Source organism: Paenibacillus dendrobii (assembly GCF_009807035.1).
GTDB lineage: Bacteria > Bacillota > Bacilli > Paenibacillales > Paenibacillaceae > Paenibacillus_AQ > Paenibacillus_AQ dendrobii.
Map to the genome: position 1 here is coordinate 578545 of NZ_WUBI01000003.1, position 12822 is coordinate 591366.

Sequence of the window (12822 nt, forward strand, 5' to 3'; positions counted from 1 at the left end):
TTCCTCTCGGTTGGTATCTTTCCTTCAACAACATAGTCCCTATCCTAAATCCGGCTGATCCTGCAAACGGATTTCAGGTGCCACGCAGCGATACAGTTCAAAAACGACGATTTCGTTCTGTCCCTGTTTCAGGAGCGGTCCTGGTACATACAGCGTTTTTTGAGGGCCCTGATCCCAATAGTGTCCCAAGTTAAATCCATTCACGAACACGATCCCTTTGGTCCATCCTTCGAGACGGATAAAGGTGTCGGCAGGCTCCTCCGCAAAGAATTCCCCGCGGTAAAAGGCCGGGCCGTTCTTGGCGTTCTGACGTTCCAACGCTTGAAACTCCAAACCCGACAAGTCATTCAAGGGCAGGGGATACATCGTCCAATCCGACAGAAACTGTAGTCCAAACCGGACTCCCTCCGTAATCCCTTTCGAATCTTTCAGGTACGGACCGTAATTCACCCGTCCCATATTTTCCACGAGCAAGCTAAGGTGCTGACCTTTATCTGGAACCTCGAATTCAATGGTTGTGTCCGATTCGCATCGATCCACTGTCCCTGCATACTCCCCGTCCAAAAATACGAGCGCCCGGTCGCGTAGTTCCTGAATGTAGAGCTTGTTTTGAGATCTGGGTCCGGGAATGAAGGTATCGTATTGGATGAAACCGAAATCCTGGCCGAGTTTCTCCATGGTTTCCGTATACGCCGAGCGGACCGGCTTTGAAATCCGCTCCAAGTTTGTCGCTAAGGTAGCCTGCTGCGTCATCACGACGGTTCCGTAATCCTTTTTGGGCAGCGGCGCCGGCAGCTCGGCCGCGTCCACGGTTTTATACTTCGCAATCACGTCACGAACCGCGTGGTATTTAGCCGTCGGTTCCCCGCTTTCGCTGAGCAGCGCATCGTAGTCATAACTCGTTACCGTTGGCTCATAGCTGTCTTTTACATGGCCGTTGGCCCCATTGTAGAACCCGAAATTGGTGCCTCCGTGGAACATATAGAAATTGACCGATGCTCCCTGACGGAGCATGTCGTCCAGCACGAGCGCCGCATCCGCCGCCGAACGGGTATGATGTTCCTCTCTCCAATGGTCGAACCAACCGTTCCAGAATTCCATGCACATCAGAGGCCCATCCGGCTGATATTCCCGCAGCTTGTCAAAAGCCTCTTCCGCGCGCGACCCAAAATTCACCGTAGCCAGCACACCATCGACCATGCCTCCCTGCAGCATGGAGTCTTCGGGACCGTCAGAAGTGAACAGCAGAACATCCATCCCCCGGCGGACCATCGCGTCATGGATATAGTTCAGATACACTTTGTCACTGCCATAGCTTCCGAATTCATTTTCGATTTGCAGGGCAATGATAGGTCCGCCTTGAGTACAAAGCAGCGGCTTCAGCTTGGGAAGCAGCACATCATAATAATCATCGACATGGTCCAAAAACGGCTTGTAGCTGCACCGAAGCCGCATATTCGAATCTTCAAGCAGCCAAGCGGGCAGGCCGCCGAACTCCCACTCTGCACAAATGTATGGAGACGGACGTACAATGACGTATAGTCCAAGCTTCCCCGCAAGATCGATAAAGCGGACGAGATCGGCCATGCCCTCAAAGTTGAATTGCCCCTTTTTCGGTTCATGCCAATTCCATGGCACATACGTTTCCACCGTATTTAGGCCGCAGTGTTTAAGCTTTAGCAGCCGGTCTTCCCAATACTGTGGAACGACGCGGAAATAATGAATCGCTCCAGACAAGATTTGCACGGGTTTGTCGCCGTCATAAAAGGAAGAACCCGAATAACGAAATGTAGACATACTTACCTCCAAGCGTATTTTGTTATGCGTTAGATGTCATGGGATAACGCCGACGGTCCGATACCGATACCGTTGTCGTTGTCAGATACTTTCGTCCCTTACGGCGCTTTCCTGCCGGTCAAAAGGGCTCCTGTCCCGTCTCCAGCCGTTCCTTTGACTCTTCGAGCGGTTTCCATTCGGTCACGCGGGTAATGCCCAGTTCCTCGGCTTCTTTAAAAAAATCGCTCCGAACCTGATTCAGCTTCTCCGTCAGAAGCATCATCCTCGTATACTTCACCTGCATGTGCACCGTACGAACCCGCTCTTCGATTTCGGGCGAGTCCGCCAGCCTAAGCGCATGCCCGAGTAACCGCTCCGATTCGTCCAGAAGTTCCGGGGAGAAATATTTGTCCGTCGGAGGGTCAAAACAGCCGGCGTGGTATCCGACCAGCGCATCCACCCGATCTTCAAGCAGCCTTATGTAGGCCAGAATCGATTCAGCAGCGGCGCCGTAATAATGCGTGGCAAACTCCTGAATCAGCGTCTGCGGATCAAGCTCCGGATTCCATAAGAGTCTGGCGGTCAAATAGCTTTTCATCTCGGCAAACTCGGTCTTCAGGCTGGTATGTGCTCCTTGCGCCATGATTCCGGAGACGTTGCTTTCGGTAAAAAAGCGGATATTCGGCGCGATCACCCGCAAATTCGGATATGGCATCACATAATGCTTAAAATCAACCAGGTAATCCCAGATGTAGACCTGGTCGCAGATTTTCCCCCATCCCACGACATCCTGCACGAACGAATCATTCTGCTCGCATTGATCGAGCGGATGCATAAAGCAGCACTCCATGCTGCAAAGGCGAATAATGACGTTTCGGTGAGGCTTCAAATGCTTGGGCGGTTTACGCGAATACCAGTAAGCTAACGTTTCAATACGTTTATCGGGGTATTCTTCCTCAATTGCTTCGGCAAGGCGATTTACGAAGGTCAGGATCGAGCCGATCGGGCTCTCTTCCTCCTCATCCAAGGCACGGCACTGTTCGCATTCGCATGCTCCCGTGCAATCGTTCTGGGACACGCCGAAAATCGCTGCCTCCGGCTCCTCGTCCATCCAGCGCCGCAATTGTTCTAGAGCGATCCGGAAGACATCCGGGTGCGATAAGCAGAGCTGCGCATCACTGCCGCGGCGGGTACCGTCAACAAGCGAGAAATATTCGGGATGGGCCTCGAAATATGCTTCCGGCGGGACCAGCTTGTAAAACGTATGGACAAAATGCTCCGACATCGCGATTTTGCCGCCATGCTTCTCCTCCAGCGGATACGGTGACCAACAATTGATTTTATTTCTCGCCGCCCAATCCCCGTCGTAGGTATCCATGAACAACGCCGTCCGGGTCGCAATCCGCGGAATCCGTTCGCTGTTGATCTCGGGAAGCTGAATGCTGCTTCGCTTCGGAATAAGGCTCTCCGTCCGGGTAAACCAGCGGCAGCCCAGCTCTTCTTCGAGCAGCGAATAGACTCCGTACAGCGTGCCTCTGGGTTGTCCGCCTGCGATCACAAGCCGGTTACCAACCGTTTTCAGCACAAACCCATCCTGCCCAAGCCTTCCCGTGTCCAGATCGATTCCGAGTTCACGAAGATGCCGGTTGTCTCCAACGATCAATTCCTTCTCAGCAAGCGGCTGCTCATCTGAAACAATCGGCAGCTCAGCTCCGCAAATTTCCCGCAGGAAATGCTGCAGCTCGCGCGCGGCATGCGTCTCAGATGCAATAGCCCCCTCCTCAACAACGATTCTCCAGTCGGACAACCCATCTATCGCTATCGTCACCGGCTTTCCCATCTTAGAGACGGTGCTCATATCAAGTCCCTCCTTTGCTATCATTTCCCTGTTCTTCATACTCCGGCCAGCGTCTCTGGCAGCCGGGCGTCCCACTGTTCCGGCGCTTTCAAATTCAAAGCTTTAGCCACGATGGCGGGCATATCGGTGATGTTCAGATCCGGAATCTGCATGCCCGGCGCAATCCCCGGTCCGGCACAACCCCAGAAGACGGTCTTATCCCAAGGATGATCACTGCCGTGATCGTATCTGGACGCTCCGCCCCCACCATGGTCGGTCACGATCATGATCAGGCTATCCTCGGCGAGTCCCAGCCGTTCGATTCTCGCTAGAACGCTGCCGATCAGGCGATCAGCCTCCGTAATGGCTTCCAAATAACGGGGGGAGTCGCTTCCGTAGCCTTCTGCGTGCCCGGCTGCATCCGGATCGTCAAGCTGCATGAAAAACAGCGTTACATCCGGATGCTCTTCGAAGTAAGCCGCAGCCGCCTCTGCCAATTCTGCATCGGGGAGACATACTTTGTGGACTCCGATGCCTTCCTCGATAATGCCTTCGTTAATCGGCGACCAGGACGTGAAGGAAGCTAGCTTGGCGTCCGGAAGCTGCTCCCGGACAAGTCTGAAAATCGATGGGTACGGTGAACTCAACGGGAACCTTTCCGTGCTTGCGCGGTCGTTGTTTAACCCGTGCTTGTCCGGAACGACGCCATGGAGCATCGAGCCCCAGCACTCAGCGCTAATGGTCGGGAAGGCTGCCTGCGCATCGTAAGTCAGAATTCCCCGATTTAAAAACTCATCCAAATGCGGCGTTTCTGTATCGCGTATAAAGTTTCCTGCACCATCCATGCCGAGAATGATCACGCGCTTGCAATACTCTAACCGCTTCATCCGGTGCTCTCCCCTTTCGTGTATGGCGGGGCCTCTTTATATACCCCGAAGCTCGAAAGCGTCGGGCACTGTCTCGATTCCGTTATGGTCAGTCTGATATGCCGGGTGGTGACGCGATCCATTCGGCAAATACGCTTGTAGCCTACAATCGTGCCGTGGTGAATGTCATGCCACACGTCTCCTAACTTGCATGAAATATAAAAGCGCTCGATCCGCTGCCCGGAGCGGATATGCTCCATCAAAACGATCCGGTCAAAGGTTTGCTCTTCCTGCAGATCGATCTCGATGACGGCTTGCTCCGTCCCCTCCGGGGAATGCCAGTAAGTCTCTGGATCTCCATCGAATATCTTGTTTACATGACATGACGCCATCGCCGTCGATGAGGCTTCAGCGGTTGCATGAACCGCAAGGTTATCCTGAAATGTCCGGGAAATCACGCTTCCCAATTCCTTCAGCCGCTTCACATCATTCTCATGAATGAGCCCCCGTTGATCCGGCGGCAGATTTAGAAGAAACGTAGCGTTCCCGCCGACGGCACCGTAATAAATATCGAGCAATTCTTCTAGCGAACGGACCTGGTCATCTTCCGAGGCGTGATAAAACCACCCTGGCCGGATCGACGTGTTGACCTCTGCCGGATACCAGACGAGCTCGTCGTAATTGCGTATCACTTCCCTGCTGCCAAGATCCGGTACCATCGTATCGATTCGTCTGGAGAATTCCCCGTCGTCCTCCTGCTGCGAATCGGCCATGATTTTCTCCTTGTTGGTCAGCACGGCCGGAACGACGCTCCACTCGGACTCCCGCGTATAACCCGCTTCGTTGCCACACCAGCGCACATCCGGGCCGCATACGGATATCACTGCGTTCGGCTGCAGTTCCCTGATGATTTCAACATATCCGTCCCAATCGTAGACCTGTTTTTTTCCGTTGGGGCCTTCTCCGCACGCGCCGTCGAACCATACGCAAAACAACTCGCCATATTCGGTCAACAGTTCACGAAGCTGGCCTTTAAAAAATGCATTATAGGCCGGCGAGTCTCCATAGGAAAGTTCATGCCGATCCCAGGGAGACAGATATACGCCGAACTTAATCCCGCCTCTGCGGCACGCGTCGGCGACCTCTTTCACCATGTCGCCCTGTCCATCCTTCCACGGACTGCTTTTCACCGAATGATCGGTAAAACGGCTTGGCCACAAACAAAATCCGTCATGGTGCTTGCAAGTCAGAATTAGACCCTTCATGCCAGCGCTTTTACACGCGGATACCCACTGGTCGGCATCAAATTGAACCGGATTGAAGATTGCCGGATCTTCGTCCCCGAGTCCCCACTCCTTGTCGGTAAACGTATTCATCGTAAAATGGATGAACGCATAGAACTCCGTTTTTTGCCATTCGATCTGTCTTTCCGAAGGTTTCACTTGTGCAGCGTAATGAATAAAAGGATCCATCGAAAATTCTCCTATATATGAATTGATGATATGGGCGGCTTGTACGTAAAGAAGTCTTACCTTTTATTCACGGGATGCTCGATGCCTGCTTGATCCAACAGCTGTCCCCAGGTTTTTATCATGCTGTCTTTTTGACCATAAGAGACCGGATTCGTGAATGCAATGAGCTCGCCCGCCGAGTCCCGAATCTCCAGCCTTGCCCACCGGTATCCGGTTGTTTTCCACTCGCGAAACAGTTCAAAGCGCTCACCGGATTTCCGGATAGGGCTTGATTGAACTCGCTCCCCGTTCTCGATGAAGTGGATCGTTCCTTCCTTCATCTTGTCAACGACAACGGTAAATTCGACTGTTCCCTTAAGCGATTGATTGACCGCTTCCGTTAAATCACAGCCAAGCGGATAAGTTCGTCCATCGACCTTCACCTGAATGTCCAGCTCCGCACACCGCGATACATAGACCCGTCCGGCCCGCACGGCGGACAGAATCGCTGAAGCCGACAGTTCGTCGGCATCCACGTAAGTCGCGGGATCGGCTAGACGGGCATGCGTGCCATCCGCCGTTTCTTCATCCGTTGGAGGTACGGCGTGGATATCCGATCCGCCAATCCCGGTCGTCCGGTATCCCTCGTTCCAAAGGGCATTCCAGGCAACAAGAGCTTGTTCCGTTGCCGCTGAGCTGGTGGAAGACGTTGGCGAATTCATGACTTCAAAGCCATCCAGCAATGAAAGCGGGGTCTCCATAAACATCCAGGCAAAAGGTGTATCAAGGGGGTGATTCAGACAACGGAGCGTTCCCGTCCCCCCGCATTCCTCCATCAGCCGGTCCATTCCCTGCTGCGTATCAATCCCCCCGCCCGGGGCTCCGATCCGCCAATCCAGCCATCGCTTCACACCGATCGCGTTCCAGTCGCCCTTCCCGAACGAGGTAACTTCAAAGCCGGGAATGACAAGCGTACGGCTCTTGGGCCACCGGCACGCCAAGATGTTATGTTCCGTCGTCGCGAAAAAATCCAAACCACGTGCCTCTGCCTCTCTGGTAATCTGACCCGTCGTCATATCGCCATCGGACAGAACCGTATGCGTGTGAAGGTCTCCTTTATACCATCTCCGCTTCCGTTCCCTAGGCCCGTCCCAGTCGAACCGGTTCAGCGTGTAATAACCCTGGGCATGGGCTTCAGGCGAATGACCGTCAAACCAGACATCCCACTCCTCAGGCTGTTCCGCAACCGGAAATGGGGCATCGCCGCTGCCTGTTTCCCATTTCAATGTAATCGCTTCCGGCAAGCCGCGAACAAACTCGATTTTCCATTCCCCTGCCGGGATATCGCCGGGGATGGCCTGCTCGCTCGTTTGCAGAGGGTCACGGTGGATGGTTATCCATCCGACTTGATGGTAATCGAGGTGGGAAAAGCGGATTCGTCCTTGGGAATCCCACAGATTGATGTAGAACCACCGGCCGGGATCGGCAAACTCAAATTGAAACCGAACCCAATCCACGCCTGGTTCAACGTTAAAGGCAGCTACCTCCGCTGCAGGTTTCATAAGGGTCCATTGGTTTTCCATTAGGGTGCACTTCCTTCCTTCATATTCACTGGAGGGCTCAGGTCTTATCATCGATGTCTTTCATCGATGTCTCTCACGAAATTCTTGAGGCGTTACTTCATAGAATTTCTTAAACACCTTGATGAAATAATTAGGGTTCGGGTACCCGAGCCGCAGTCCAATGTCGTATACGAGATCATCCGTCTCGAGTAATAAAGAAGCGGCCCGCTGCATGCGCAGTTTATAGATATAATCGCTCATGCTCTCGCCCGTCTCATTCTTGTATACCTTCGACAAATAATCGGAGTTAAAATGAAGTTCGCCCGCAATCGTTTCAACCGAAAGGGACTCGCTTAAATGATCATCGATATAGCGCCTGATACGATCAACGATGGAACGGCGATTGCTCTGCCATTCGGCTTGCGCATATTGTTTGAACGCGTCCATGAGCCCACTGGACCACTCCTTCAATTGCTTCAGAGAGAAATCCAATCTCATATGGGGAAGCTCAAAAAAGGTATGCCCGACGATGTCATCAAGCAATGCGGTATTCTTATGAGCCAGGTGCGTGAACGTGTGCGATAGATAAAAATAGAGTTCCCATACATATTCTTGGGAGGAAAAGATACTGCTTTCGAATTCGCCGAAAATTTTCTCCAGCTTTTGTTCCGCCTTATCCCACGACCCCGTCTCCATGAGCTGCTGCAGCGACGGCTGCTCGCTTAAATAGTGGATATGGATCGCTTCATCCCGTTCGTTTTGATCGAGAAAATGGATGAATAAGCCGCGTTCTTTGCCAATCTGCCGCCTAAATGTCGATAGCGCTTCTTGATAAAACATGGGCAAATCCGCAGGCAGGGAACCAAAGGGCGTCATGACAATGGACACCGATAATTTCAGCAGCGTTTGGACGGCGAGCTTCAGTTCGCTGATCTTCCGCTCCAGTAAATCCGCTGAACCCGGTGATGGCACAGCATCCCTATCCTGAAGATCCTGACGAATGATCATAAGAAGATAGTCGTTAGGATCTTTGCATGTCCAGAGTACAAATGAACCTTCACAGAGTTCCTCGGCAATATTGGTTACCGCATATTCAAGCAGCTCTCTGCTCTGAAGATCTTCATGTTGATCTTCCCACTCAATACGCATCAGAACTAGCGCAGCGGAATCGCCCGCCTGGAAAGAAAGCTCATACAGCCGTAGGCGTTCATCCAAAATATCCGTGCTGATCCACTTGCCGCGAATTAGATCCTGCAGCAACGCGCTTCGAAGCAGCGGCAGATTTTGCTTCAACGTGAGAATGGACTGTTGGCTGGCTACGAGGGTTTCCCATTCCTGGCGAATTCCCTTGATCGCAGTCGTGATGACATTCTCCAGTTCGCCGTCCTTGACAGGCTTCAGCAGATAATCCAGGGCACCGTGTCGGATTGCCTCCTTCGCGTAATCGAACTCATTATATCCGCTTAATACAATCGACTTCGTTTTGGGAGAAAGCTGGCCTATGGCCTCGATCAACTGTAAGCCGGTCATACCGGGCATGCGAATATCCGTAATTAACAGATGTACCGTTTCCCGATTTATCGTCTCAATCGCTTCAGGCCCCGAGTAAGCCGTCATGACCTTGTGAATACCAAATTTCTCCCAATCCAGTGCAACCGCCAAGCTGTCGGCCGCATGTTCCTCGTCATCCACGATCAGAATCTGAAACATCACGGCACCTCCAATGTAAAATGACTCTCATCCCAACCGGGACAGCCGGGTTAAGCCGAACCCCTGCGTCATCGCCAAAGTGGAGTTTCATGCGGAGATGAACATTTTGCAATCCGCATCCTTCCGATGCTGTATCCGGATTCGCAGGTAGATTGATTTTTTGACGCATCTCGTCTAATAGCTCACCCGTCACCTCTATCCCGTCATCTTCTATGATTAGGAGATATTCTCCGTTATGTTCTTCGCCCGTAATCCGAATCCGCCCGTCTCCCACCCGTTGCTCGATGCCATGGAGAATGGCATTCTCCACCAGCGGCTGTACGATAAGCCGCGGAATCATGAGGGAAAACATTCCTTCTGAAACATCGATTTCATAGCGCAATCGCTTGCTGCGCATCGACTGGATTTCGAGGTAGTGCGAAATCATTTGGATCTCTTCCTGAACCGTCGCCAGTTGATTCTCGACATGCGTGGTGTAACGGAAATAGTCGCTAAGATGATGTGCCATGGCTATAACCGCCTGATCCTGCTTTAACTTGGTCATGTTGACAATAAAGCTGAGCGAATTGTACAAGAAATGCGGATTGATCTGCGATTGCAACTGTTTCAGGGTTGCGTCCCGCGAACGTATCGTTTCGACATATACCTTATCGATCAATTCGGCCAAGCTCCTGGCCATGTTTTCAAACTTCTGAAACAAATATTCGAATTCATTCCCCGTACGCGGGAACGGCTGCACCGAGAAATTCCCCATTGCGATCCGATTGGATCTTTGGATTAATTGTTTAATTGGAATCTGCACGCTCCGATAGAGCAGCATCGCGGCGAATGCCCCGAGTAACAATAAAATTAAGAGAGAAGCGTAAAACAGGTTCCGGCTCACCGCAATTGGATGCAAAATCTCGGTTAGCGGAATATAGCTGACTAGATACATGCCGATCGTCTTGGATTTTGCATAAGAAACAATATAATCGTTAGCATCGATACGAATCGTCGTGTAACCCTGCAGCGATGGTTCATTCAATTTCGCTATCACATCGTAAATAAGCTTCGTGTCCGAAGAGTGGGGAGCGATGATATGACTCCCGTCCGTCAAAAACGGCTCGCCTTTCCCATCCATCTTCAGCTGATCCAGAAGATCCGACAAATTGCTGGTGGGTATTCTGGTTTCAACGACAGCTTGTGCCTGAAGTATACTGGCCGTCGGCGGGTAAGTGATCTGGCGAAAAAACTCATGCGTTCGATCGTTTTCCCGATACGTCCAGTTTGGGGCATAGTGCTCTTTGAAATAGCCCTCCACATAACCTACGCGGTCCAAATCCGTGGATACCACGCTCTTTAGTTCCGGGAAGTATACCGATATTTGATTCGACCAGTTGGTGGCCGATCGTTGAAGCAGTAATTTGCTGGTCAGGTCATTTTGAATTTTGGTGCGGTTGTAATAGGTTTGGAGCAAATAGCGATCGGTCATTTCCAGTACGGCCGGGTCGCTGCTTAACGTGATGCCGTTTGCGGTGAACTGGTCCATCACCGTATCGATTTGGTATAGAAAAAAAGCCGACCGGTTCAAATTGGAATTCGTCAGTTCCTCCCGGATTAATCTCACGCTTCTTTGATACGAAAAGGAGTAAAGAATTACCACGCACAGTAACAGCAGTATAATGACACAAAGGATTTTCGTGAATGTGCTTGTCTTTAGTTTCATCGCTTCGCCTCATCTGCTCGAAATCTTTTACTCCCAGCATATCACAGGGCTGACTAAGCCAACGACTACTCTTTTACCGAACCGAGCGTCATCCCCTGAACGAAGTATCTTTGCAAGAAAGGGTACACGATCAGGATCGGAATCATGCTCAAAAAGATCTGGGCCGCTTTTACGGTTCTTTGCGCAATGTTTTTCAAGGCATCGGCGTTTACCGCGCTTGAAGTGCTCATATCTATACCTGCCGTCAACTGCTGCAGGAGGGTCGCCAGCGGATAATCCTGCGCATTATTCAAATAGATGAGACCGTCGAACCATGCATTCCAATTTCCCACCATCGAAAATAGCGACAAGGTAGCTACGGATGGCATGGAGAGCGGCAGATAAACTTTCCAGAGCGTTACGAAATGTCCGGCTCCATCCATAAATGCCGCTTCTTCGAGGTCCTTAGGAATTCCCCGGAAAAAGTTGAGCATGAGAACCATGTTATAGACGCTGACCGCTCCAGGAAGCACCAGCGCCCAGATCGTATTTTTAATGCCCAGATTGGTCACGACCAGATAACTCGGAATAAGACCCGCGCTGAACAGCATCGTAAAAATGAAAAACCATGAGTAAAAGGTGCGTCCCGGAAAGACCCGATTCTCTTTGGACAACGCATAAGCCGCTGTAATACACAGCACCATGGATATCAATGTCCCAAGAACGGTCCGTTCGATGGAATTCCATAGGGAACCGATGAAAAAGGAATTCTCTATCGTAAGCCGATACGCGTCAAACGTTAGCTCTACCGGCCAAAATTTGACGATATTTGCCGTTGCAGCGGCCTTTGAGCTAAGAGATACCGCAAGAATATGTAACAGCGGCAAAATGCACAACAGGGATATGAGGACCAAAAACAAATGATTGGCAACCGAAAATACCCGATAGGAAAACGAACGTCGCATGATTACCTCCCGTTAGAAAAGACGATAGTTAGCATATTTGTAAGCCAAGCGATAAAAAACGACGATAAGCGTCATGCTGATGACAGATTTAAACAATCCAAAGGCCGTTGAGAAGCTGAATTGCGAACCTAGAATCCCTTGACGGTATACAAACGTGTCGATGATGTCCCCTTTGTTATACACGAGCGGGTTATACAGGTTCATGATTTGGTCGAAGCCGGCATTGAGGATATTGCCGAGCGCAAGCGTTCCGACCAATGCTGCAATCGGGAGAATCGAAGGGATCGTAATATGAATCGTCTGCTTCCATCGGCCGGCTCCATCGGTTTCCGCCGCTTCGTATAGCGAGGGATTGATGGCCGTGAGCGCCGCTAAATAGATAATTGTCGAAAATCCGAACTCTTTCCAAATATCACTCAGAATGACCGTGAAGCGGAACCAGCTGCCATCCTGCAGGAATGGGATTTGTTCAAATCCGAGCCATGACACGAATTGATTCACAAGTCCATTGTTAATGGACAGAATGTCCGTCAAAATTCCGCCCAGAATGACCCACGACAAAAAATGCGGCAGGTAGACAAGCGTCTGAACGCTTCTCTTGAAAATGACGAGACGTATCTCGTTCAGCAGCAGTGCGAAGGTAAACGGCACGATCATCCCGGCCACGATTTTAAAGAATGCAATGATGAGCGTATTGACGATGACCTGCTTGCTGTCCGGATACGTAAAGATGTACTCGAAGTTCTCCCATCCGACCCAAGCCGAATGCCGGATGCCCAGCCAAGGCTTATAGTCCTGAAAGGCAATGACAATGCCGCCCATGGGAATGTACTGAAAGATCAGTACAAACAAGACGGAAGGTAAAACGAGCAAATGCAGCGGAAATGAGCGTCTCCATTTCAACTTCTATGACCTCCTTAATCGCAGTCAAAAAAATGCAGGGCTTACAAGAAGATCGACAGACCTTTTGC

Annotated in this window: 9 protein-coding genes; all 9 read right to left on the reverse strand. The window is 51.2% G+C overall.

What is annotated here, in order from left to right; all coding sequences use genetic code 11:
- Positions 1-39: 39 nt before the first annotated feature.
- A complete protein-coding gene (locus GRF59_RS20650) occupies positions 40-1797 on the reverse strand; it encodes a glycoside hydrolase family 35 protein (protein WP_160499597.1) in 1758 nt (585 codons plus the stop codon).
- A gap of 118 nt (positions 1798-1915) precedes the next feature.
- Positions 1916-3634 carry a DUF4838 domain-containing protein gene (locus tag GRF59_RS20655; RefSeq protein WP_160499598.1) on the reverse strand — a complete coding sequence of 573 codons (1719 nt, stop codon included), beginning with the start codon at positions 3632-3634 and terminating at the stop codon, positions 1916-1918.
- A 35-nt stretch (positions 3635-3669) separates the two neighbouring features.
- Complete coding sequence (locus GRF59_RS20660) at positions 3670-4500, reverse strand: alkaline phosphatase family protein (RefSeq protein WP_160499599.1); 831 nt, start codon at positions 4498-4500, stop codon at positions 3670-3672.
- Positions 4497-5951 carry an alpha-L-fucosidase gene (locus GRF59_RS20665; RefSeq protein ID WP_160499600.1) on the reverse strand — a complete coding sequence of 485 codons (1455 nt, stop codon included), beginning with the start codon at positions 5949-5951 and terminating at the stop codon, positions 4497-4499. The genes GRF59_RS20660 and GRF59_RS20665 overlap by 4 nt, the downstream gene beginning before the upstream one ends.
- 56 nt (positions 5952-6007) lie before the next feature.
- Positions 6008-7513 (reverse strand): CehA/McbA family metallohydrolase, encoded by a 1506-nt coding sequence (locus tag GRF59_RS20670; protein WP_237391935.1) that lies wholly within the window; start codon positions 7511-7513, stop codon positions 6008-6010.
- A gap of 60 nt (positions 7514-7573) precedes the next feature.
- Positions 7574-9202: a response regulator gene (locus tag GRF59_RS20675; protein WP_160499602.1), complete on the reverse strand. Its 1629-nt coding sequence runs from the start codon at positions 9200-9202 to the stop codon at positions 7574-7576.
- Entirely contained in the window at positions 9177-10907 is a 1731-nt protein-coding gene (locus GRF59_RS20680; RefSeq protein WP_160499603.1) for a sensor histidine kinase, read from the reverse strand. Before GRF59_RS20680 ends, GRF59_RS20675 begins: the two co-directional genes overlap by 26 nt.
- Positions 10908-10972: 65 nt before the next feature.
- A complete protein-coding gene (locus tag GRF59_RS20685) occupies positions 10973-11851 on the reverse strand; it encodes a carbohydrate ABC transporter permease (RefSeq protein ID WP_202128776.1) in 879 nt (292 codons plus the stop codon).
- 12 nt (positions 11852-11863) lie between these two features.
- Positions 11864-12754 (reverse strand): ABC transporter permease, encoded by an 891-nt coding sequence (locus tag GRF59_RS20690; RefSeq protein ID WP_237391936.1) that lies wholly within the window; start codon positions 12752-12754, stop codon positions 11864-11866.
- Positions 12755-12822 lie beyond the last annotated feature (68 nt).